Annotated in this window: 22 protein-coding genes and 1 pseudogene (1 of these 23 running past the window's edge); 8 read left to right on the forward strand and 15 right to left on the reverse strand. The window is 60.8% G+C overall.

The features are described 5' to 3' along the window. A pseudogene (polA, locus tag ACTG2T_RS08675) lies at positions 1-2,182 on the reverse strand (DNA polymerase I) (it extends 586 nt beyond the left edge of the window). A gap of 400 nt (positions 2,183-2,582) precedes the next feature. On the opposite strand from polA, the gene elbB reads away from it, so the two are divergent. After that, positions 2,583-3,233: an isoprenoid biosynthesis glyoxalase ElbB gene (gene elbB / locus ACTG2T_RS08680; RefSeq protein WP_076495371.1), complete on the forward strand. Its 651-nt coding sequence runs from the start codon at positions 2,583-2,585 to the stop codon at positions 3,231-3,233. Between the two features lie 72 nt (positions 3,234-3,305). On the opposite strand, the gene ACTG2T_RS08685 is transcribed toward elbB, so the two are convergent. The 4 genes from ACTG2T_RS08685 to fieF form a co-directional block, all read right to left on the reverse strand. Beyond that, a complete protein-coding gene (locus ACTG2T_RS08685) occupies positions 3,306-3,515 on the reverse strand; it encodes a cell division protein ZapB (protein WP_005339554.1) in 210 nt (69 codons plus the stop codon). 246 nt (positions 3,516-3,761) lie between these two features. Beyond that, positions 3,762-5,042 carry a hypothetical protein gene (locus ACTG2T_RS08690; RefSeq protein ID WP_330125726.1) on the reverse strand — a complete coding sequence of 427 codons (1,281 nt, stop codon included), beginning with the start codon at positions 5,040-5,042 and terminating at the stop codon, positions 3,762-3,764. Between the two features lie 20 nt (positions 5,043-5,062). After that, positions 5,063-5,842, reverse strand: coding sequence for a serine O-acetyltransferase (cysE, locus tag ACTG2T_RS08695; RefSeq protein ID WP_005339552.1), 780 nt, complete (start codon positions 5,840-5,842; stop codon positions 5,063-5,065). Positions 5,843-5,850: 8 nt separating this feature from the next. Further along, complete coding sequence (fieF, locus tag ACTG2T_RS08700) at positions 5,851-6,762, reverse strand: cation efflux pump FieF (protein WP_005339551.1); 912 nt, start codon at positions 6,760-6,762, stop codon at positions 5,851-5,853. Between the two features lie 85 nt (positions 6,763-6,847). Here fieF and ACTG2T_RS08705 point away from each other — a divergent pair, with 85 nt between their 5' ends. From ACTG2T_RS08705 to trmL, 3 genes are all read left to right on the forward strand, one after another. Then, complete coding sequence (locus tag ACTG2T_RS08705) at positions 6,848-7,543, forward strand: response regulator (RefSeq protein WP_005339549.1); 696 nt, start codon at positions 6,848-6,850, stop codon at positions 7,541-7,543. Next, the gene (locus tag ACTG2T_RS08710) at positions 7,525-8,895 is read left to right on the forward strand and encodes an ATP-binding protein (protein WP_005356054.1); all 1,371 of its coding nucleotides are present in this window, start codon (positions 7,525-7,527) and stop codon (positions 8,893-8,895) included. Before ACTG2T_RS08705 ends, ACTG2T_RS08710 begins: the two co-directional genes overlap by 19 nt. Before the next feature lie 74 nt (positions 8,896-8,969). After that, on the forward strand, positions 8,970-9,434 hold the full coding sequence (trmL, locus tag ACTG2T_RS08715) for a tRNA (uridine(34)/cytosine(34)/5-carboxymethylaminomethyluridine(34)-2'-O)-methyltransferase TrmL (protein ID WP_005339545.1): 465 nt from the start codon (positions 8,970-8,972) through the stop codon (positions 9,432-9,434). A 13-nt stretch (positions 9,435-9,447) separates the two neighbouring features. On the opposite strand, the gene ACTG2T_RS08720 is transcribed toward trmL, so the two are convergent. The 4 genes from ACTG2T_RS08720 to lexA form a co-directional block, all read right to left on the reverse strand. Further along, positions 9,448-10,737 carry an MATE family efflux transporter gene (locus tag ACTG2T_RS08720; protein WP_330125729.1) on the reverse strand — a complete coding sequence of 430 codons (1,290 nt, stop codon included), beginning with the start codon at positions 10,735-10,737 and terminating at the stop codon, positions 9,448-9,450. Positions 10,738-10,811: 74 nt separating this feature from the next. Next, entirely contained in the window at positions 10,812-11,438 is a 627-nt protein-coding gene (locus ACTG2T_RS08725) for an SCO family protein (protein ID WP_150997314.1), read from the reverse strand. Positions 11,439-11,647: 209 nt separating this feature from the next. After that, positions 11,648-11,863 (reverse strand): hypothetical protein, encoded by a 216-nt coding sequence (locus tag ACTG2T_RS08730; protein WP_019446524.1) that lies wholly within the window; start codon positions 11,861-11,863, stop codon positions 11,648-11,650. A 483-nt stretch (positions 11,864-12,346) separates the two neighbouring features. Then, positions 12,347-12,970, reverse strand: coding sequence for a transcriptional repressor LexA (gene lexA / locus ACTG2T_RS08735; RefSeq protein WP_005339540.1), 624 nt, complete (start codon positions 12,968-12,970; stop codon positions 12,347-12,349). 204 nt (positions 12,971-13,174) lie between these two features. Here lexA and plsB point away from each other — a divergent pair, with 204 nt between their 5' ends. Next, positions 13,175-15,598, forward strand: a complete 2,424-nt coding sequence (gene plsB, locus ACTG2T_RS08740; RefSeq protein WP_330125725.1) for a glycerol-3-phosphate 1-O-acyltransferase PlsB — start codon at positions 13,175-13,177, stop codon at positions 15,596-15,598. Between the two features lie 69 nt (positions 15,599-15,667). On the opposite strand, the gene ubiA is transcribed toward plsB, so the two are convergent. Then, entirely contained in the window at positions 15,668-16,537 is an 870-nt protein-coding gene (gene ubiA / locus ACTG2T_RS08745) for a 4-hydroxybenzoate octaprenyltransferase (protein WP_005339536.1), read from the reverse strand. Beyond that, entirely contained in the window at positions 16,534-17,070 is a 537-nt protein-coding gene (locus ACTG2T_RS08750) for a chorismate--pyruvate lyase family protein (RefSeq protein WP_139398996.1), read from the reverse strand. Before ACTG2T_RS08750 ends, ubiA begins: the two co-directional genes overlap by 4 nt. A 145-nt stretch (positions 17,071-17,215) precedes the next feature. Here ACTG2T_RS08750 and ACTG2T_RS08755 point away from each other — a divergent pair, with 145 nt between their 5' ends. Together ACTG2T_RS08755 and ACTG2T_RS08760 are read left to right on the forward strand one after the other, a co-directional pair. Next, positions 17,216-17,650: a flagellar basal body-associated protein FliL gene (locus ACTG2T_RS08755; RefSeq protein ID WP_005339527.1), complete on the forward strand. Its 435-nt coding sequence runs from the start codon at positions 17,216-17,218 to the stop codon at positions 17,648-17,650. 112 nt (positions 17,651-17,762) lie between these two features. Continuing rightward, a complete protein-coding gene (locus tag ACTG2T_RS08760; RefSeq protein ID WP_005339525.1) occupies positions 17,763-17,927 on the forward strand; it encodes a hypothetical protein in 165 nt (54 codons plus the stop codon). A 20-nt stretch (positions 17,928-17,947) separates the two neighbouring features. Here ACTG2T_RS08760 and ACTG2T_RS08765 read toward each other — a convergent pair whose 3' ends face one another. The 4 genes from ACTG2T_RS08765 to ACTG2T_RS08780 form a co-directional block, all read right to left on the reverse strand. Further along, the gene (locus tag ACTG2T_RS08765) at positions 17,948-18,280 is read right to left on the reverse strand and encodes a DUF2799 domain-containing protein (RefSeq protein WP_040069401.1); all 333 of its coding nucleotides are present in this window, start codon (positions 18,278-18,280) and stop codon (positions 17,948-17,950) included. Between the two features lie 137 nt (positions 18,281-18,417). Continuing rightward, the gene (locus ACTG2T_RS08770; RefSeq protein ID WP_005339521.1) at positions 18,418-18,543 is read right to left on the reverse strand and encodes a hypothetical protein; all 126 of its coding nucleotides are present in this window, start codon (positions 18,541-18,543) and stop codon (positions 18,418-18,420) included. Between the two features lie 72 nt (positions 18,544-18,615). Continuing rightward, positions 18,616-19,596 (reverse strand): acrylyl-CoA reductase (NADPH), encoded by a 981-nt coding sequence (gene acuI, locus ACTG2T_RS08775; protein WP_330125724.1) that lies wholly within the window; start codon positions 19,594-19,596, stop codon positions 18,616-18,618. Between the two features lie 32 nt (positions 19,597-19,628). Continuing rightward, the gene (locus ACTG2T_RS08780) at positions 19,629-20,651 is read right to left on the reverse strand and encodes a LacI family DNA-binding transcriptional regulator (RefSeq protein ID WP_219265408.1); all 1,023 of its coding nucleotides are present in this window, start codon (positions 20,649-20,651) and stop codon (positions 19,629-19,631) included. Positions 20,652-20,902: 251 nt separating this feature from the next. Between ACTG2T_RS08780 and ACTG2T_RS08785 the strand changes: the two genes are divergently transcribed. After that, complete coding sequence (locus tag ACTG2T_RS08785) at positions 20,903-21,346, forward strand: PTS sugar transporter subunit IIA (RefSeq protein ID WP_330125723.1); 444 nt, start codon at positions 20,903-20,905, stop codon at positions 21,344-21,346. Positions 21,347-21,359: the final 13 nt, after the last annotated feature.

A 21,359-nucleotide genomic window follows, 5' to 3' on the forward strand; every position in this document is an offset into this window, starting at 1 on the left:
TTGTGGATGTCTTTGCCCTCAGCAAAGGCGGTCAGCAACCCCTTGTCACCGGAGAGGTGCGCCATGATGCGCAACTCGATCTGGGAGTAGTCCGCCGCCACCAGCTTGTAACCGGCGCTCGGAATAAAGGCCTGCCGAATGCGGCGCCCCTGCTCGTTGCGCACCGGGATGTTCTGCAGGTTGGGATCAGATGATGACAAACGGCCCGTAGCCGCCACCGCCTGATGATAGGAGGTGTGCACCCGTCCGGTCTGCGGCTTGATCATCAGCGGCAGTTTGTCGGTGTAGGTGGACTTGAGCTTGGCCAACCCACGGTGCTCCATCAGGAGGCGCGGCAGCTCATAGGTCTCAGCCAGCTCGGCCAGCACCTCTCTTCTGCGGTGGACGGTGCCCCCTTCGGAGTCTTTTTGATGATCGGCAGGCCCAGCTTGGTGAAGAGGATCTCCCCCAGCTGCTTGGGCGAGGAAAGGTTGAACTCCTGCCCGGCCAGCTCATGGGCCTGCTTCTCCAGCTCCGCCAAGCGCAGCTCGATCTCCTGACTCTGCTGATGCAGCAGTTTGGGCTCGATGGTGGTACCGAGTCGCTCCATCCGCGCCAGAACCGGCAGCAGCGGCAGCTCGATTTCGCTGAATACTTTGGCGAGGCCCGGCTCGGCAGAAAGCTTGCCCCACAGCGCCTGATGCAGACGCAGGGTGACGTCGGCATCTTCCGCTGCGTAAGGAGCCGCCTGCTCCAGCTCGATCTGGTTGAAGGTGAGCTGTTTCACCCCTTTGCCCGCGATATCTTCAAAGGAGGTGGTCTCGACCCCGAGGTAACGCTTGGCCAGCGAATCCATATCGTGACGACTGGCGGTGGAGTTGAGCACGTAGGACTCGAGCATGGTGTCGTAGGCAATGCCCTGCAGGTCGATGTCATGGTTGAGCAGCACGTTGCGATCGTACTTGAGGTTCTGCCCCACCTTGAGACGGGTCGGATCTTCCAGCAGCGGCTTGAGCTTGCCCAACACCACGGCCTCGCTCAGCTGTACCGGTGCCCCCAGATAGTCATGGCCAAACGGCACATAAGCAGCCTTGCCCGGCTCAACCGCGAAGGAGACACCGACGATCCGCGCCTCCATATAGTCGAGACTGGTGGTTTCGGTATCGAAGGCAAACAGCGGTGCCGCTTTCAACTGTTCCAGCCAGCCGTCAAACTCGGCTTCGTCCAGAATGCAGCGGTAGTCGGTTTCGATGGCGGCAACCGGAGCGGCGCTCTCATCACCAGCCTCGTCTTGTCCGGCAATCTCGCTCCCCTCTTCACCACCGGATTCCAGCTCCTTGATCAGGTTGCGCAGCTCGTATTCGCGATAGACCGCCAGCAGGGACTCCTTGTCGACCGGCTTGAGCAACAGCTCTTCCAGACTCTGTTCCAGCTCGACATCGGTCTTGATGGTCGCCAGTCGATAGGAGAGACGAACCTGCTCCTCCTGCTCGCGGAACTTGTCGGCGAACGCCTTGGAGCCACGGAAGCCGAGGGCGGCGACCTTGTCGAGGTTGGCGGCAATCTCGTCGATGCTGCCAATCCCCTGCAGCAGGGCCAGTGCGGTCTTCTCGCCGACACCGGTCATGCCGGGAATGTTGTCGACCTTGTCCCCCATCAGGGCCAGATAGTCGATGATGAGCTCGGGCGGTACGCCGAACTTCTCGATCACCCCTTCCCGATCGGTCTTCACATCTTTCATGGTGTCGATCAGGGTGACATGGTCGGAGACCAGCTGTGCCATATCCTTGTCACCGGTGCTGATCAGCACCGGCAGCTGCTTCTCGGTCGCCTGGCGGGCCAGGGTGCCGATCACGTCGTCGGCTTCAACCCCTTCCACCATCAGGAAGGGGAAGCCCATCGCCTTGATCATCTGGTGGATAGGCGCGACCTGGCTGCGCAGATCGTCCGGCATGCTGGCGCGGGTCGCCTTGTATTCGGGATAGATGTCATCGCGGAAGGTCTTGCCCTTGGCATCAAACACCACGGCCACATGACAGTCAGGATATTGCTTGCGCAGGCTGCGCATCATGTTGGCCATGACACGGACGGCGCCGCTCGGCAAACCGGTCGATGTGCGCAGATCAGCCTGCTGGGAGGCAAAGAAGGCGCGGTAAAGATAAGAGGAGCCGTCGACCAGAATAAGGGGGTTGCTAGGGGCCATGAAATCGTCCTGCCAGAGATAAACAGCCGCTAGGATGCCACAGGGCCCCCCTCACACCAAGGGGCGCAGCAACAGCACACAGCGCCTGATTAAGGGACTCAGTCTGTGGATAACTCTGTGTTCAAAAATGGGGCGCATCAGAGCGCACAGTGATAAAGCTGTGCACAAGAATATAAAAAGCCATTAAAAACAATGAATTGAGATCGTAAAAACCGATCGCGAGACAGTTAGAATGATCTCGATCAATGTGGAAAAAGATTTAAGGGAGTAGGTACGGCAGGATCCAAAACGAAACAATCCTAGCACAGCAAGATGACTTGACCAGCGGAGGGCGAGCGATAACCATACAAAAGTACAACAATCCATCCTGGCTCACATTTTCAACAACGAGGAGTTTGCCATGAAAAAAGTGGCCGTGATTTTGAGTGGCTGCGGTGTCTTTGACGGGGCCGAAATCCACGAGGCCGTCATCAGCCTGCTGGCGTTGGCCCGTCAGGGAGCCGCCGTCCAGTGCTTCGCCCCGAACGTGGCACAGCTCCATGTCATCAACCACCTGACCGGTGAAGTGAGCGAGGGAGAGAGCCGCAATGTGCTGGTCGAAGCGGCCCGTATCTGCCGTGGTCAGATAAAGGATGTGGCCGAGCTGGATGCGGCCGATTACGACGCGCTGCTGGTGCCCGGCGGCTTTGGCGCGGCCAAAAACCTGTGTAACTTTGCTATCAAAGGAGCCGAGTGCCAGATCCAGCCCGATGTGCTGAAAGCATGCCAGAGCTTTGCCAAAGCCAACAAACCGGCCGCCTATATCTGCATCGCGCCCGCCATGATCCCGCTGATCTATGGTACCGGGACGCTGGCGACCATCGGCCATGACGAGGGTACCGCCAACGCCATCGAGGCGATGGGTGGCAGCCATCTCAACTGCCCGGTCAACGAATTCGTGGTGGATCAGGAGCGCAAGGTGATCTCCACCCCCGCCTACATGCTGGCCAACAACATAGTCGAAGCGGCGGACGGCATCGAGAAGACAGTCAAGCAACTGCTGGCGCTGTAATCCTCACCCTGCCAAAAACAGACGGGCCGCTCATGGAGCGGCCCGTTTTCAATTCTGCCTGAAGGCGATGAATTAGATGGTTTCGCCCATCTGATCCATCTTGCCCAGCAGGGCACGCAGACGCTCCTGCCATGCAGTGTGCTCGTTGCGCAGTTGATGGTTCTCGTCTTGCAGCTTGCTGTTCTGCTCTTTCAGCTCGTCCAGCTCCATCTTCAGCAAGGAGATGTTGTCGACGGCGGATTGTACTTTGGATTCGAGTTGCTCAAGGACTTCTAGTGACATATGCATACCTGTTTGTTCAATTGCGATGCCCCACAGAGGGCGATTCAAGCGCGTGAAGCCAGCATACCCCGAGCGCATCGGCACAAACAAGCCAGTGCGCTGTAAAATGCGCCTTCCATAGATGTATTGTCTAAATATGCGTCTATTTTTCTCGCATCCTGCGCCCGAGCCGCGACAACACACTGAACCGTGCGTAAAAGACCCCGCCGCCCGCGCATCATTTGCACCCTCTCGACGGAATCGCCGTTATCCATGCAAGGCGATATAAGCCCCCAGCAACAGACAGGCGACGACATACATCAGCAGGCCGTAGAGCAGGTTCCAGCGCAGGATCAGCCCGGCACTGAGGTTGTAGCGGGAGGCCAGCGCCAGATTGGATCCGGAGAGCGGACTGGTGCCGGTGGCAAGCCCCCACCCCAGCAGGAAACACATACCGAGCAGGCTGGGATCCGGCGCCAGCGGCCAGAGCAGCGGCGCCAGCCCGGAGATACTGATGAGCGGATGCACCCCGACGATGGCCACCAGCAGGATCAGCAGCAGAGTGAGGGATGCTTCGAGCCAGCCAAAGTGATTGAACAGCGGCAGGCCGTGACCGGCACCGAGATCGATGACCGACAGCGCACTGTTGATCCCTGCCGCCAGCAAACCGGCCCCCAGAAACAGCACCAGCTGACCACCGATGGCGGGGAAGCGCTCCACTACCTGCCGCTTGAGGGCCGCCTTGCGCCCGACCCTTGGCATAAAGAGCAGCGCCAGCAGCGGGGCCACCAGCGCGATCACCGCCAGAATGCCGAGCTGGGGCCAGATCTGCTTGATGAGGAGAACCAGCAGCGCCAGCGTGACCGGCAACCCCAGGGTCTGCAGCCGCAGCGGATAACCGGCAAAGTCGGCTACCCCGATCCGCTCCACCTGCCAGGCAGTCAGCCCCATCGCCAGCAAGGCGGCGAGGATCCCGAACGGCAGAATATGAGAGAGCTGCAAGCCCGGCGCATAGGTGAGCGCCACCGCCATGGCGACAAAGAAGGGTGACCAGAAGGCGGCAGCACAGAAGACCCGGCTCAGCACCATCACCTGACGCCGCTCCAGGGTGCCATTGCGCTCCAGCCGATCGCCGATGATAAAGAGCACCGAGAGGTTGATGACCGCCCCCAGCAGATTGAGGCTGGCCATGGTGCTCCACAGGCCTTTACGCCCGGTCCAGGAGGTGGTGCCGGTCAAGAGACCCGAGGTGGCGAGGTTGAGGGTGCTCACCGCGGCAAACATGGTGAGCATATTGATGTTGGGCAGCAGCCAGTCACCGGCGGTGAGGCTCGCTCCCTGCCACCAGGAGAAGAAGAGCAGCAACAGCGCCGCGCCATACAAGGCCAGCGCCTGCCGCTTGGCAGCACCCACCAGCCAAGGCCAGGTGAGCAGTGATGCCCCCCAGGCCGCCATGGCCGCTGGCCAGGGGGAGAGTCCCAGATAGAGATGCAGCAGGTTGAGCAGCCACATCCCCAAAATCAGATAACCCGACCAGCGTTTGGCCATCGACTACTCCGGCCGGGAGATCAGAGACACTGATCCATATCCAGTGAAGGCTTGTCGCACTCCGGACGGCCGACGATCTTGGCGGGTACGCCAGCGACCGTGGTATGAGGCGGCACCGGGTTGATCACCACGCTGCCCGCGCCAATTTTGGCGCCCACGCCCACTTCGATATTGCCGAGCACCTTGGCGCCCGCCCCTATCATCACCCCTTCGCGGATCTTGGGATGGCGATCGCCGCTCTCCTTGCCGGTACCGCCGAGGGTCACGCTCTGCAGGATGGATACATCATCTTCAATCACTGCCGTCTCGCCCACCACTATGCCGGTGGCATGGTCAAACATGATCCCTTTGCCGATGCGGGCGGCCGGGTGCACATCCACCCCGAACACCACCGAGATCTGGTTTTGCAGATAGAGGGCCAGCGAGCGGCGCCCTTGGCGCCACAGCCAGTTGGCGACCCGATAGCCCTGCAGGGCATGGAACCCCTTGAGATAGAGCAGCGGAGTGGAGAAGAGGTCGACCGCCGGATCCCGCTCCTGCACGGCGCAGATGTCGGCCGCCACTACCGTCAGCAGCTCGGGCTCGCTGCGCAGGGCCAGCTCGATCACCTCGCGCAGGGCGATGGCGGGCATGGTGGCGCTGTCGAGTTTGTTGGCCAGCTGGAAGCTGAGGGCCGAACGCAGATTCTTGTGATTGAGAATGGTGGAGTGGAAAAAGCTGGCCAGCATCGGCTCCTGGGCCGCCATGCACTCCGCTTCTTGCTGAATTTTGTGCCAGGTTTTGGCAACCAGTTCATCCATGTTGCAGCCTACTGTTGTTCTGGGTGAGGGCTCTGTTGTTCTTTTGTCAGCACCGAGATGGGGTCCATGTGGATGATGACATCCATCCGCTCGAATGCCTGGCGTACCGCCAGCTCGGCTTCATCGGCGATCTGATGGGCCTTGACCAGGGGGATCTGATCATCCAGTTCAAGATGCAACTGTACGAATCGGGTCGGCCCGGATTGACGGGTGCGCAGGTCATGTACGCCGTGTACACCTTCTACGGCACAGCAGAGCGCCATTATTCTCGCTTGTTCTTCCGCTGGCAACTGACGATCGAGCAGGGCCTGCACCGACTCGTAGCCGATGTGTCCCGCCCCCCACAACAGGAATAGCCCGATCAGGATGGCAAACAGGCCATCGGCCCAGTACCACCCCTGCCCCGCCAGCACCAGCGCCAGCAAGACACCGGCATTGAGCAGCAGATCGGAACGGTAGTGCAGCATGTCAGCCTTGATCGCCACACTGTTGGTCTTGCGAATAACGAAACTCTGGAAGCTGACCAGCAGCAGGGTCAGCACGATGGATCCGCCGCTGACCCAGAGACCCGCCTCCAGCCGCAGGATAGGCGCCTGATTGAGCAGGGATGAAATTCCGTGCATCACCAGCAGCAAGGCGGAGCCGGAGATAAAGGCCGACTGGATGAGGCCCGCCAGCGACTCCGCCTTGCCGTGACCGAAACGGTGCTCGTCATCGGCGGGGGCAAGCGCATAGCGAATGGCCAGCAGGTTGATGATGGAGGCACTCACATCCATGAAGGAGTCGGTAAGCGACGCCAGCAGGGTCGATGAGTCGGTCATCAGCCAGGCGATCAGTTTGCCGATGATCAGCAAGGTAGCGGTGGTGACCGCCGCTATGCTGGCAAAGGTCACCCAACGGGAATATTGTTGATGGCTCAAAACCGGCTTTCCTCTGGCGATGAAAAACTTATTATACCCTGACCCCGGCGTCAGTTTGGCGCGAAAATCTGCGGAATAACACCAGATGAACAGAATACTCCTGGTCGACGACGATCTTGAATTGACCCAACTGCTCACCGAAATTCTGACCCTGGAGGGATTTCAGGTCACGGTCGCCGAGGATGGTGAAGAAGGGCTGCAACGGCTGGCGGAGCAGAGCTTCGATCTGGTGTTGCTGGATGTGATGATGCCCAAGCTCAACGGCTTTGCCATGCTGACCAAGCTGCGCAAGACCCACGATACCCCGGTGCTGATGCTGACCGCCCGTGGCGACAGCCAGGATCGGGTCAACGGTCTGGAAGCGGGTGCCGACGACTATCTGGCCAAGCCATTCGACGACAGGGAGCTGCTGGCCCGGGTACGCGCCATCCTGCGCCGTACCCAGAGTGCCCCGCCCCAGCGCGGCAACTCCTCCGACGAAGTGCACTTCATGGATATCGTGCTGCAACCCGGCCTGCAGCAGGCCCGCTGCGGCGAACAGCTGCTGGAGCTGACCGCCACCGAATTCGGGCTGCTGGAGTGCCTGCTGCGCAATCCCGGCCAGATCGTCAGCAAGAGCCACCTCTCCGAGCAGGTGCTGGGCAAGAAGCTGGAACCCTTCGATCGCGCCATCGACATGCACCTGAGCAACCTGCGCAAGAAGCTGCCGGACCGCACCGATGGCCAGCCCCGCTTCAAAACCGTACGGGGGCGCGGTTACCTGTGGCTAGAGCAAGAATAGAGCGCATCAACTCCCTCAACGGGATCTCGACCCACATCTTCCTCTGGTTCTGGTTCATGCTGCTGGTGATGCTGGCCGCCGTGATCAGCCTGCCGACCCTGGATCCCCGCAACCAGATCCCGCTGCCGACCCACGAAGTCGCGCGGATGCAGAACAACGTGCAGGCCCTGCTCAACGCCGCCGAGCCGGATCAAGATTTCGATCTGGCCAAGGCGATGGACAAGATCGCCATGCTGCCGGTGGACAACGTCTACCTGCGCGACGAGAAGGGGCAGATCCAGTCCACCACCCATCCGCGCAAGTTCGTGGTGCGCTTTATGGTGGATGCTGACGACCCGGCCAATCCCATGCTGGGCAACGAGGATCGCAAGGCGATCGCCGGCCCCTTCCTGATGGAGCACCACGGCCATCGCTATCACGTCTATTTTGGCCTCAATGCCGAGAATCCCTACCTGTTCCTGTTTATTCAGGTGCTGGATCACCCGATCCGCATTCTGGGCATCTCGATGTTGGTCAGCACCCCGCTCTGCCTGCTGCTCGCCTGGCGGCTGACCCGCCCCATCCTGCAGTTGCAGAAATCGGTCTCCCAACTGGCGGCCGGCAATCTGGAGGTACAGATCCCCAACCTGGGACGGGGCGACGAGATCGGCCAGTTGGCGGACAACGTCAGCCGCATGGTAGAGACGCTCAAGAGCATGATCCAGAAACAGAAACAGCTGCTTTCCGATATCTCCCACGAGCTGCGCAGCCCCCTCACCCGGATGCAACTGGCGCAGGCGCTGATCCGCCGCAAGCAGGGTGACAGCGCCGAGCTGGCGCGGATCGAATCGGAGATTGGGCGGCTGGACAAGCTGATCGGCGATCTGCTGGATCTGTCGCGGGTGCAGCAGCATGTGGAGGCGCCGGTGGTACATCCGCTGGCCGACCTGCTGGAGCCCATCCTCGAAGATGCCATGTTCGAGGCAAACCAGAGCGGCAAACAGCTCAGACTGCCGCCGCTGCCCGCAGAGTCGATCCAGATGTGGCCCGAGCTGCTGGCCCGGGCGGTGGAGAATCCCCTGCGCAACGCCCTCAAGTATGCCCGCGAGTTCATCAAGGTGGACTGGTATCGAGAGGGACTGGAGTGGGTGATGACCATTCGGGATGACGGCCCCGGAGTGCCTGACGAGCAGCAGGCGCTGCTGTTCCAGCCCTTCTTCCGGGTCGATGATGCCCGCAACGCCAAGACTGGCGGCACCGGGCTGGGGCTGGCCATCGCCTCGGAGGCAATACAGCGCCACGGCGGCACCATTGCGGCCAGCAACAATCACCCGACCGGGCTGACCATCACCATCCGCTTGCCCATCGCCTGATCCTTTTCATCCGGACGGGCGCTGGGTATGCTGGCGCCCCTTCTTGGCTTTACATCTCTTTGCAGGAGCTCGTCATGCTCGATATCGTCCTCTACCAGCCGGAAATTCCGCCCAACACCGGCAATATCATCCGGCTCTGCGCCAATACCGGTTACCGGCTCCATCTGATCGAGCCGCTGGGGTTTGAGTGGGATGACAAGCGGGTAAAGCGGGCGGGACTCGACTATCACGAATTTGCCGAGGTGAAGCGCTGGCCGAGCTATGAGGCTTTTCTGGCTGCCGTGGCGCCCAAGCGGGTGTTCGCCTGCACTACCAAGGGCCGCACCGCGCACTCGGCAGCACAATATGCCCTTGGCGACGCCCTGCTGTTTGGCCCGGAGAGTCGCGGCCTGCCCATCGAGATCATCGAGAGCCTGCCATTCGAGCAGCGGCTACGCATCCCTATGGTGCCCCAGAGCCGCAGCATGAACCTCTCCAACGCGGTGTCTGTCTTTGTCTACGAGAGCTGGCGCCAGCTCGGCTACGACGGTGCCATGTAAGCGCCACCGATGCTCAGTGGCGGGCGTCGAGCAGATGCCCGCTGCGCTCCAGCCGCCAGCAAGTGACCCCCAGCGACAGACCGCGCCCCACCATCAGCGCTGCCATCGCCGCCCATAACGCGGCCACGCCCCACGACTGACAGAGCCACCAGATCGGGAAGAAGCCGCCAAACGCGGCCAGCAACATGCTGTTGCGCATCTCCCGCGCCCGGGTCGCCCCGATGAACACGCCATCCAGCAGGAAGCACCAGACCGCCAGCAAGGGCATGGCGATCAGCCAGGGAAGCTGACGATGTGCCTCCGCCACCACGGCCGGAATGTCGGTGATATAGCCGATAAGGTGGGCACCGAAGAGGGCAAACACCAGGGTAAAACCACTGGCGATGAGGGCGGCCCAGCCCAGATTGAGCACGATGGCCTCCCGCAGTTTCTGCCGATCCCGCTGACCGATGGCTCGTCCTACCATGGCCTCCACCGCATAGGCAAAACCATCGAGTCCGTAGGAGAGGAGCATCAGGAAGTTGAGCAGCACCGCATTGGCGGCCACCGCCACATCCCCCAGCCGCGCCCCTTGCAGAGTCATGAAGGCGAAGCAGAGCTGCAAACAGAGGGAGCGCAGGAAGATATCGCGGTTGAGGCCGAGCAGCAGCACCATGGGCGCGAGCTGCCGCCAGCGCTGCCAGCCATCCTGCCACACCGTCGGCGCCAGTTGCCGCAGCTGACGGCGTACCAGCCAGGTCCCGACCGCCAGCGCGCAGTAGTCCGCCATGACCGAGGCCGCTGCCACACCCCGCACCTGCCAGCCGAGCCCCAGCACAAACAGGGCATCGAGCGCCATGTTGACCAGATTGGTGAGGATCAACATCACCATGGGGCTGCGGGCATCCTGCATCCCCAACAGCCAGCCCATGACCACCAGATTGCAGAGCGCCGCCGGAGCACTCCAGATCCGCACCACCACATATTGGCCCGCATAGAGCTGCACCTCGGGCGAGCCGCCACTCAGGGCGATCAGTCGTGGCAACAGGGGGAAGAGCAACAACAGCAGCGCCAGGCCAAGAGCAATGGCCAGCCCCAGCGCCCGCAACAGGGTATCGAGCTGGGCACGACCGTCGGCGGCGCCGTGCGCCTGCGCCGTCAGGCCGGTGGTCGACATCCGCAAGAAGCCGAGCAGCCAGAAAATGAGGTTGATCAGGGTTGCACCGACCGAAACGCCCCCCAGAAACCAGGCCTGACCGAGATGACCGATCACCCAGGTGTCCACCAGCCCCAGCAAGGGGGTGGTGATATTGGAGAAAACCATGGGCAGGGCGAGCGCAAAGACGGCGCGGTGGCGAGAGGGATCTCGCCACCAGGGGGCAACAGCTGGGGTCACGCTCAGTGGCCTGTCAGCTTCAGGATGCGGGAGAAGTCAGAGAGCATGGTGGCCATCTGCACTCTGGGCACCTGACCCGGCGCCACCTGCGGACGGAATACCGCCTGCAGCTTGCCCTTGGGATTGATGAGCACGATGGAGGCTGAGTGATCGATCAGGTAATCCTTCTCCCCCTGATTGGCGATGGAGTAGATCAGCCCCAAATTGCGCACGAACGGGAACAGCTTGTCGTGGGGGGCAGTGGCCGCCTTGAACTCGGGATTGAAGAAGGCGGTATAGGTCTTGAGGCGTGGAATATCGTCACGCTGGGGATCCGCCGAGATAAACACTACCTGACTGTCGGGCGCCATCTTCTTCAGCTGGTCATAGACGGAGCGCATATCTGCCAGCGTGGTGGGGCAGATATCGGGGCAGAAGGTGTAGCCGACGAACAGGAAGGTCCAGTGCCCCTTCAGGTTGGCAGGAGTGAACGGCTGGTTGTCCGCATCGGTAAAGGCAAAATCATTGATGTCCCGCCCCGCCGGATAATAATCGGCCTGTTCCGGCTGCTCTGGCTGCGTGGCGTAAAACACCAGGATCAGACAGGCTGTCAGCAGCAGAAAGAGCAGGGGATAGCGGAGCTTCATCATAACAAGAGATCCTTTCAGTTCGAGGCAGATGGCCAGCAGTGACCGGACAAGAGGGGGCATTGTACCCCAGCGAGCCGCCAAGGTGGTTCAACCTTGTGCAACGCCCTGTCAGGAGTCGACCATTTGGCATAATTAATCGCCAGTTGCGGCCATAAAAAAACCGGCCCCCTCGGGTGCCGGTTATGGATGGATTTGTTTGTCTCTTCTGCTCAGGGGCGAGCGTTGCGTCCCTGCTGCAACATCTTGCCGATGGCCCGCACGCCGATGGGAATCACGGGGGCCAGCCAGCCCTCTTCCCCCTGGCGATCACCGTGACCCCGTTTGAACAGCAGCACCAGACGCACCACCTTCTCTTTCGGGCATCCCAGCCAGAGCGTCCAGTGCGAACCACGATGGTGCAGCCAGAGACCGTAAAACCAGGTCATCCGGCTACCTTTGACAAAACGGGTGATTGACGATTCCGCTGGCGCAGCCCCAGCCTCTGAATCCCATGGCGATCTTGATGCCATACCAGTCCTCCTTGACCGACAGGTCGTGTTGCTTCGTCGGCCTGAACTGGGAACAGGCCCGTCACGACTATCTGCAACCATTACGAGTGGTCCCCTTTGCCCGACAAGGCTCGGGATCTCCCCACTCCCCCTTCATATCCCGTGAAGGTGTACTGCCCGATTCTCGTTGTTACCGGCCCTCCCGTCCTGCGCATTGCGATGGTCAGAGGGAGGCGCCAAGCCCAGTCTCGGCGACAGGGCACTGATCTGAGCATATATCTGAAATGGATGATTGGTAGCCGGTCGCGCAGGACAAAAATGCCGCCACCGATGATCTGTTTGATATGACAAGGAAAGTGCGCCAGAAACAGCACGGCCTCCCAAAGGAGGCCGTGTGGCAAACGCAGTTGGCGGGGATGATTACATCCAGTCGGCGTTGCGGATTACCCCGACAGCCAGCCCCTCGATGGTGAGCTGCTGGCAGGAGAGATCTACCTCTATCGGGGAGAGCTCTTCATTCTCCGGCAGCAGCCATACCTGACTGCCCTTGCGCTGGAAGCGCTTGACGGTGACATCCTCATCGAGACGGGCGACCACCACCTGACCGTTGCGCACCTCCTGGGTCTTGTGCACCGCCAGCAGATCGCCATCCAGAATGCCGATGTTCTTCATGCTCATCCCCTGCACCCGCAGCAGAAAATCTGCGCGCGGGTGGAACAGGGCGGGATCAACCTGATAGTGGCTCTCGATATGCTCCTGAGCCAAGATAGGTTCACCGGCAGCCACCTTGCCGATGAGCGGCAGGCCGCTTTCTTCAAGCACCTCTTCCTCTTCGAGCAACAGGCGAATGCCGCGGGACGTGCCCGGCATGATCTCGATGACCCCTTTTTTGGCCAGGGCCTTCAGATGTTCTTCGGCCGCATTGGCCGACTTGAAACCAAGCTTCTGGGCAATCTCGGCACGAGTCGGCGGCATGCCAGTCTCGCTCATGTTCACCTTGATCAGCTCCAGCACTTCGGCCTGGCGGGGGGTAAGGGGTTTCATAGAATTGGCACCTGTCTTTTTATACAGCACACTGGCAGTATATACAGTGCAGTGGCCAAGGCAAGGCGCAGCTGACATTTGTCGCAACCAACCCCTCATTTACTACTGTTTTGATCCTGCGCAGCCGACTCATCGTACCTCTCGGCGACAAGGGGCTGTCGATTTGCTATGCTCACGCCGCATTTTTTTGGAGAGCAGACGCACATGTCCCTAGGACAGAAGATTTCCAGAGCCATCTTGCAATGGCCGGTCAGCGGCTTGGTCAATCACAAGAGCCTGCCGGAAAATCCCATCACAGAACTCAATCTGGATCCGGCCAGACCCATCGTCTATGCCCTGAAAACCAGTTCGATCACCGACCTGATGACCCTGCAGCAGTGCTGCGAGGATCTCGGTCTGCCCGGCCCCTTCACGCCGCTGGAGCTCAACGGCCAGCTGCTGCCGCGCTATGTCTGTCTGGACCGTCCGCCTCCCCTGTTTGGCAAACGCAGCAAACCGCTCCCCTTCCTGCAGGAGTTCCACCAGCTGCTGGATCTGCACAAGCAGGATCCCGAGCTGGATATCCAGGTGGTGCCCGTCACCCTGTTCTGGGGCCGCGCTCCGGGTCGGGAAGGGGAAGAAGCCTCCGGCCTCAACATCATCAGCAGCCTGGCGCCGAACCGGCTGAAGAAAGCGCTCATCGTGATCCTCAAAGGTCGCGAGAATCTGGTGCGCTTTTCGCCGCCGCTTTCCCTGCGCTATATGGCGGACAAACACGGCACCGACGAGGCGATCGCCCACAAGCTGGCACGAGTGGCCCGTACCCACTTCAGCCGTCAGCAGCTGGCTGCCACCGGCCCGAAACTGCCGAACCGCAACCTGCTGTTCAAGCAGCTGCTCGACTCCGCGGTGATCCAGCAGGCGATTGAAGAGGAGGCCCAGCGCGAGGGGATCAGCCTCGAGAAGGCGCAAAAGCGTGCCCATGGCTACATGGACGAGATCGCCTCCAACTTCTCCTACCGGCTGATCCGCCTGGGCGAGAGCTTCCTCGGCTGGCTGTGGAACAAGCTCTACCGCGGTTTGTCGGTCAATGGCGCCGAGAAGGTACGCCAGTTGGCGCAGGAAGGGCACGAGATCGTCTACGTTCCCTGCCACCGCAGCCACATGGACTACCTGCTGCTCTCCTACGTCATCTACCACCAGGGGATGGTGCCGCCCCATATCGCGGCAGGCATCAACCTCAACTTCTGGCCGGCGGGCCCCATCTTCCGCCACGGCGGCGCCTTCTTCATTCGCCGCACCTTCAAGGGCAACCCGCTCTACAGCACGGTATTCCGGGAATACCTCAACCTGCTGTTTGCCAAGGGTTACTCGGTAGAGTTCTTCACCGAAGGTGGTCGCTCCCGTACCGGCCGTCTGCTACCGCCCAAGACCGGCATGCTGGCGATGACCCTGCAGGCAATGATGCGCGGGCTGGACAGGCCGGTCACTCTGGTGCCTGTCTATCTGGGTTACGAGCACGTGATGGAGGTGAACACCTACCACAACGAGCTCAAGGGGAGTCGCAAGGAGAAAGAAAGCTTCCTGCAGGTGCTCGGCATCCTGCGCAAGCTGCGCAACTACGGCCGTGGTTTCGTCAACTTCGGCGAACCGCTGACCCTCAACAGCTACCTGAGCGAACATATCCCCGACTGGAAAAAGCACATCGGAGAAGAGGAGCGTCCGGAGTGGATGGCGGGCACCGTCAACAATCTGGCCGAACTGCTGATGACCCGCATCAACGGCGCTGCTGCGGTCAACGGCCTGACCCTGAGCGCGCTGGCGCTGCTGGCCGCCGAGCGCCACGCCCTGACCCGCGACGAATTGCAGGCCCAGCTCAACACCTATCTGGATCTGCTCAAAGCGGTGCCTTACAGCCCGCAGAGCACCATTCCGGATGAGGATGCCAAGACCCTGCTGGATCAGGCGATGGAGCTCAACAAGTTCGAGGTGAGCGAGGACAAACTGGGGCAGATCATCAGTCTGGACCGCTATCAGGCGATCCTGCTGACCTACTACCGCAACAACATCCTCCACCTGTTCGCCATGCCCTCTCTGGTGGCGGCATTGATCGAACGGTGCGAAGGGATCTCCCGCAGCGAGATCATGGCCCGTTGCATCGACATCTATCCGCTGCTCAAGACCGAGCTGTTCCTGCGTTATGAAGAGGAGGAGCTGCCGGCGCTGGTCGACAGCCTGCTCGACGCGCTGCAGACCCAGCAACTGATCGAGACCCACGATGACGGCTACTGGGTCAATCCGGCCAACCAGATGCGCCTGCTGCTGCTGGCGGAGAGCATTCAGGAGACCCTGCAACGCTACGCCATCGTGCTGACCCGGGTGCTGGCACAGCCTCATATCGAGGCGGAGCAGCTGGAGGCGGACGGCCTGATGATGGCAGAGCGCCTCGGCACCCTGCACGGCATCAACGCCCCCGAGTTCTTCGACCAGAAGCTGTTCAGCACCCTGATCCACACGCTGCGCAAAGAGGGTTACCTCTCTCCCGAGTGCAAGCCGGATCTCGGCCGCTTCCAGGCGCTGGCCGACAACATAGTGCCGCTGCTGAGCAACAAGATCCGCCGCACCATTCAGGCAGGCAATCAGCTCTGATCTGCAACGCAAACAAAGAAGGCCGCATGATGCGGCCTTCTTTTTTATCGGAGTCTGCGCGGGAACATGTCACGCCAGCAGGTAATCGAGCACCAGACCGGCAAACACCAGCGCCCCCACATAGTTGTTGTTGAGAAACGCCTGGAAGCAGGCTTCCCGCTGCCGCTCACGAATGAGCCGCTGCTGATAGACAAACAGCACCGCCGCCCCCAGCAATCCCCAGTAATACCAGCCCCCCAGCGTCATCAGCTGCCCGACCGCCAGCAACAGCAGCAGCGTCGAGAGTTGCAATGCACCGATGATCCGTTTGTCGTAACGACCAAACAGGATGGCGCTGGACTTGAGGCCGATCTTGAGGTCGTCATCCCGATCCACCATGGCGTACTGGGTGTCGTAAGCCACCGTCCAGAGCAGGTTGGCAAAGAAGAGCAGCCAGGCCACCAGCGGCAGGGCATCCGCCTGCGCCGCATAGGCCATCGGGATCGACCAGGAGAAGGCCATCCCGAGCACCAGCTGGGGATTCGAGATAAAGCGCTTCATGAAGGGGTAACTCACCGCCAGCAGCAGGGCGACAAACGACAGGCCGATGGTGAGCGGATTCATGGTCAGCACCAGACCAAACGAAATGAGCGCCAGCACGAAGAAGAGCGCCAACACCTCCCACGGTTTGACTCTGCCCGTGGGCAAGGGGCGACCAGCGGTGCGTTTGACATGGCCGTCGAAGTTGCGATCCGCATAGTCGTTGATCACGCACCCTGCCGAGCGCATCAGAAAGACGCCGACCACAAACACGGTCAGCACCCAGAGATTGGGCAGGCCACCAGCGGCCAGCCAGAGCGCCCACAGGGTTGGCCACAGCAGCAGCAGAGTACCTATGGGTTTGTCGACGCGGGCCAACTGCATATAGGCAAGTCCCCGCTCCTTGGTTAACAGATTCACTCCAGCTCCTTGTCACAGACGAGAGAGGGCAGAAACAGCTCGTGCACCAGCAGTGGCCACTGCCCCAGAAACAGACGGGAACGACGCCCCCAGACAGTGGCGGCCGGGCAACGGGGATTGGCGGCAATATCGAAACGGGCCAGCTGCAGATAATCGCGGCGGGCAGGCTCATGGCCAAATACCCGCTCACCCAGCGGCTGCTCGCCAAGCTCGGCAATGCCGCTCCCTTGCAGTGCGTCATCGGCAAACAGGGTCCAGCCCAGCACGGCGGGCCCACGATCCCCGTGCAGGATCACCTCGCGGCAGGTACCGGCCGGCGAGGCCGAATCCACAAGCCACTGCTCATCGGCAGTAAGGGCGACCGGGTGATTGCCCAGCCACTCCACCGAAAAGTGGCGATTGTGCTGACGCAGACGCCGGGTCATGGAGCCGGGCTCCAGCAGCCAGGGGCGCAAGCTGGCGGGCAATTCGCAACATTCGGGGGCCAGCCACCCGCTTAACGGCGTGAGGGGAACAGTCAACTCGGACTTCACAGCTTCACCATCCAGAGATTCCCGTGTTCAGGTTAAAATCCGGTTTATTATCCGTAAATCAATAGCGAAATGTAAGAACATCCGTGCTTGACGGCCCCGATGGCAACATCAAAAATGGGTTATCTCTTGCTGATGAGCCATCTATATGAAGATCTTCAAAATTCTGCTGGTGTTGTTACTGAGCTGTGGCGCCCTGCAGCAGCAAGCTCTGGCTGAAGATGAGCCGCCCGCCGAGGGCGCAGAGGGGGCTGCCAAGCCTGGTTTCTCCTACCACGCGCTCGATCCCGACATCATCACCAACTACCTGAGTGATAGCAAAACCCTCGGTTATATCCGGGTCACGGTAGAGCTGATGGCGGAAAACGAGGCCGATCTCAAGCTGCTGGAGCAGCATGACCCGCTGATCCGCGATGCCATCATCCGCCTGATTGGCAGCAAAAATGCCGATCAAGTGAAGTCCCTGACCAACCGAGAAGAGCTGCGCAAGGAGTGCGAGACAACCGTCAACGAACTGCTGGTGAAAGAGACCGGCAAGAAAGCGGTGCGCGAGCTTATCTTCACCAAGTTCCTCTACCAGTAATCCTTCCCGAAACAATCGCTTATTGGCATATCGGCCAATAAGCGAGCTTTGCCGGTTTATTCGAAATGAAAATCGATTACAATACGGCCGTCAAGTCGTAGAGGTAGTCGTTATGGGCAGCAAAACCCTGTGTGAATGGCGCCGTCACGAGATCCCCACCGATCTCAAGGCGTTGCGCAAGATAGTCCGCAAACCCAAGTTTGTCTGCAGCAAGTGTGCCCGCAGTGCCAATGACAAGGGTTACCTCTGCCAACCGCTGCGTTTGAAAGAGGAGTAACCCCCCTCCCTGTCACGGTGTTATTGATCGGTCCACCCCTGACGTCCCTGTTCGAACAATCTGCGCGCCTGGGTATCATTCGGGCAAACGCCGCGATACTCCTCGCCTGAGCGGCCAGCCAGATAGAGGTGCTCGGGGCGGCAATACCATGCCAATCCCTTCTGATGTCCCTGCTTCCACAGTTCAGGATCCACCTTCTTGCCACACTGGCCCTGATGGAACTCGATCCGCTCGGTGGTGAAGCCCAGCTTGCCATCCGCCTCCCCCACCTCACTCCACACCTTCTCGCAGGGATCATCGTTGGAGACACAGCCACCCAGCAGGGCAGCCAACAATATGATGGTGAGTCGCATAGTCATCCTTGAGTGTCATTTGGGCAGTTCATTCTACCCAGCGGCCCGCCCCTGACCAAGGACGAACGCTCAGCCGTGTGAGCGCGGCAAAAAAATCAGGCGGGCCCAAAGCCCGCCTGTTCGTTCAATGCCGTGGTTCACTGGTCATCGAAAGTGTCATCATCCTGCCAGCTTTCATCTTCCCACTGATCCAGCTCTTCTTCCCAGGAATCCGGCTCCCAATCATCATCAGAGGAGTCGTAATCCGGCTTGTGTCCACCCATCTTCACTCTCCTTGGATAGTTCACCCGCACTCCAATTTTATCCGGAATTGTCGGGCTCGCCAGTTAGAGAGTTCAAAGTTTGACCAGGGTCCGGCCGGCGATCTGGCCTTGCGTAATGGCCTCGGCGGCCTCCACTACCTGCTCCAGCCCAATCTCGGTAACCGCCTGCTCAAAGAAGCTAGCAGGAAGATCCCGTGCCAGTCGCTGCCATGCCAATTGACGACGTTCAAACGGGCACATCACCGAATCGACCCCCTGCAACCGCACGTTGCGCAGGATGAAGGGCATCACACTGGTAGGCAGATCAAAGCCGCCCGCCAACCCGCAGGCCGCCACGACGCCGCCATAGTTCATCTGAGCCAGCAGCTTGGCCAGCACCTGACTGCCGACGGTATCGATGGCGCCAGCCCACAGCTGCTTCTCCAGCGGTTTGGCTGGCACCAGCAGTTCACTGCGTGGCACGATGCGGCTGGCACCCAGTGCGGTCAGCATGGCGCCCTGCTCTTCGGGACGACCGGTCAGCGCCGCCACCTGATAGCCAAGGGCTGCCAGCAGGGCAACCGAGGTGGCCCCCACGCCACCCGCAGCGCCGGTGACCAGCACCTCACCGCTTGCCGGGGTAATGCCCGCCTCTTCCAGCGCCAGCACGCAGAGCATGGCGGTAAGGCCGGCGGTGCCGATGCACATGGCCTGGCGCTCATCCAGCCCGGCGGGCAGCGGCACCAGCCAGTCGCCCTTGACCCGCGCCTGTTCGGCCATGCCGCCCCAGTGCCCTTCGCCCACACCCCAACCGGTCAGCACCACCTTGTCGCCGGGCTGATAGCGGCTGTCGGCAGACTCGAGCACGGTACCGGCGAAATCGATGCCGGGCACCAGCGGCCACTGACGTACTATCTTGCCCTTGCCTGTGATCGCCAACCCGTCCTTGTAGTTGATCGAGCTGTAAGCGACCGCCACCCGCACCTCACCTTCCGGCAACTGGCTCTCGGCCAGCCGGGTCAGAGTCGGAACAGTCTTGCCGTCTTGGTTTTCCAGTAACAGAGCCTTGAACATGGTTGCCTCTTTGATGACATGTGAAACGGGGATCAGCTGCTTTGACGCTTTTGCAGTTGAAAATCGAGAGCCAGCGCAGTGCCCATCACGGGCTCCCCGGCCAGTTGGCGCAGGATCAGCTCGGCAGCCTCCTGTCCCATTTTGCGATAGGGGATCTTGACCGAAGTAAGGGTCGGATAACAGGCGCGCGCCACATCCAGATCGTCAAATCCGGCGATAGCGAGTTTGCCCGGCACATTCAAATGGCGGCGCTGGCACTCGAACAGCACCCCGGCCGCCAGTTCATCGTTGACGCAGATCAGCGCGTCCAGCTCGGGCCAGCGCAGCAGAAATTCACCCAGCATGGTGGCGCCGGTGCTGAAACTGGGCCGCTCAGAGGTGTTGATGATGGCATCGGGGGAGAGGTAGTTGTCGAGCAACGCCTTCTGCCAGCCCTGCATCCGCTGTTGCAGCATCCACTGCTCCTGACGGGCACAGAGAAAACCGATATTGCGGTAGCCCCGCTCGATCAGGTGGCGGGTGAGCTGATAACCGGCATCGAAGTTGGAGACCCCCACATTCATGTCGATGGGGCTGCGGGCCATGGCACCCACTTCCACCACCGGCAGGCGGGAGGCTTTCAGGCGGGTACGGATCGTCTCGCCGGGATCGCCACCAAACAGCACCACCGCCGCCGGATTGTGCTGCAAAAAGCTGGTCAGCAGGCTCTCTTCCTGCTGTTTCAGATGCTGGGCATCCCCCAGCATGATCTGGTAACCCTCCTCGAGCAGGGTCTGTTGCAGGCCAGCGATCATCTCGCCACAGCCCGCTTCCGCCAGACTCGGGACGATCACTGCGATGGTCTGGGAAGTCGCAGAGGCCAACGCCCCGGCGGCCCGATTGGGGATATAGCCGAGCTCTTCCACCGCAGCTTCGATGCGCTCGCGCATCCTGTCGGAGACCATCTCCGGCGTGCGCAGGGCACGGGAAACCGTCATGGCCCCCACACCAGCCAGCTGGGCCACATCGTTGAGGGTCACCCGACCCGTGCTACGGCGCTTCTTTGCTTCTGACATCCATCCCATCCTCGACTTGCGGCTGCTCACTTTAAGGCAAAAGAGCGCCACTGACCATTTGCTCAAGGCCGATTCTACTCTCTTTCCCCCACAATGAGGGCAGGATGACTCCCGTTAATGGGTGAAGTGATAGCGCTATCACGGTTTGATGTTAGCGCTATCTGATAGCGCTAACTTTCGCGATCACCCTCACAGTTTCACCACCGCAAGATCGATAGATTGGCGCCATCATAACTAGCCGGATCACCACCATGCTGACTCAACTGCTGACCGAGGATGTCATCCGCATCGAACCCGCAGCCCGCGACTGGCGTCACGCCATCGAGCTGGCGACGGCGCCCCTGCAGGCCAATGGCACCATCGAACCCTCCTACGTGGCGGCGCTGTTTCGCTCTCATGAAGAGCTCGGCCCCTACTACGTACTGGGCCCCGGTCTGGCGATGCCCCATGCCCGCCCCGAAGACGGCGTCAACCGGCTGGGTCTGGGGCTGACCGTCATCAGGCAGGGGGTCAACTTCGATTCCGAGGGCAACGACCCGATCCGGCTGCTGATCACCCTGGCCGCCAGCGACAGCAACTCCCACGTGGAGACCATCGCCCAGCTGGCCGAGCTGTTTATGAATGAAGAGGACGTGGCGGCCATCATCGCGGCCGACACCAAAGACGACATCCTGCGCATTCTGGCGCGCTACTGATCTGCGCCACGGC

This window comes from Aeromonas sp. 75A (assembly GCF_051919425.1).
Lineage (GTDB): Bacteria > Pseudomonadota > Gammaproteobacteria > Enterobacterales > Aeromonadaceae > Aeromonas > Aeromonas veronii.

Excerpts from the sequence above, each read along its gene's own strand:
- ACTG2T_RS08730 (WP_019446524.1), bottom strand. The coding sequence starts at position 11,863 with ATGACCTGGTTTTACGGTCTCTGGCTGCACCATCGTGGTTCGCACTGG.
- ACTG2T_RS08760 (WP_005339525.1), top strand. The coding sequence starts at position 17,763 with ATGGGCAGCAAAACCCTGTGTGAATGGCGCCGTCACGAGATCCCCACC.
- ACTG2T_RS08705 (WP_005339549.1), top strand. The coding sequence starts at position 6,848 with ATGAACAGAATACTCCTGGTCGACGACGATCTTGAATTGACCCAACTG.
- ACTG2T_RS08770 (WP_005339521.1), bottom strand. The coding sequence starts at position 18,543 with ATGGGTGGACACAAGCCGGATTACGACTCCTCTGATGATGATTGGGAG.
- plsB (WP_330125725.1), top strand. The coding sequence starts at position 13,175 with ATGTCCCTAGGACAGAAGATTTCCAGAGCCATCTTGCAATGGCCGGTC.
- ACTG2T_RS08690 (WP_330125726.1), bottom strand. The coding sequence starts at position 5,042 with ATGGCCAAACGCTGGTCGGGTTATCTGATTTTGGGGATGTGGCTGCTC.
- ACTG2T_RS08725 (WP_150997314.1), bottom strand. The coding sequence starts at position 11,438 with ATGATGAAGCTCCGCTATCCCCTGCTCTTTCTGCTGCTGACAGCCTGT.
- ACTG2T_RS08685 (WP_005339554.1), bottom strand. The coding sequence starts at position 3,515 with ATGTCACTAGAAGTCCTTGAGCAACTCGAATCCAAAGTACAATCCGCC.
- ACTG2T_RS08785 (WP_330125723.1), top strand. The coding sequence starts at position 20,903 with ATGCTGACTCAACTGCTGACCGAGGATGTCATCCGCATCGAACCCGCA.
- ACTG2T_RS08755 (WP_005339527.1), top strand. The coding sequence starts at position 17,216 with ATGAAGATCTTCAAAATTCTGCTGGTGTTGTTACTGAGCTGTGGCGCC.
- ACTG2T_RS08765 (WP_040069401.1), bottom strand. The coding sequence starts at position 18,280 with ATGCGACTCACCATCATATTGTTGGCTGCCCTGCTGGGTGGCTGTGTC.
- elbB (WP_076495371.1), top strand. The coding sequence starts at position 2,583 with ATGAAAAAAGTGGCCGTGATTTTGAGTGGCTGCGGTGTCTTTGACGGG.
- lexA (WP_005339540.1), bottom strand. The coding sequence starts at position 12,970 with ATGAAACCCCTTACCCCCCGCCAGGCCGAAGTGCTGGAGCTGATCAAG.
- ACTG2T_RS08720 (WP_330125729.1), bottom strand. The coding sequence starts at position 10,737 with ATGGTTTTCTCCAATATCACCACCCCCTTGCTGGGGCTGGTGGACACC.
- acuI (WP_330125724.1), bottom strand. The coding sequence starts at position 19,596 with ATGTTCAAGGCTCTGTTACTGGAAAACCAAGACGGCAAGACTGTTCCG.
- trmL (WP_005339545.1), top strand. The coding sequence starts at position 8,970 with ATGCTCGATATCGTCCTCTACCAGCCGGAAATTCCGCCCAACACCGGC.
- cysE (WP_005339552.1), bottom strand. The coding sequence starts at position 5,842 with ATGGATGAACTGGTTGCCAAAACCTGGCACAAAATTCAGCAAGAAGCG.
- ACTG2T_RS08780 (WP_219265408.1), bottom strand. The coding sequence starts at position 20,651 with ATGTCAGAAGCAAAGAAGCGCCGTAGCACGGGTCGGGTGACCCTCAAC.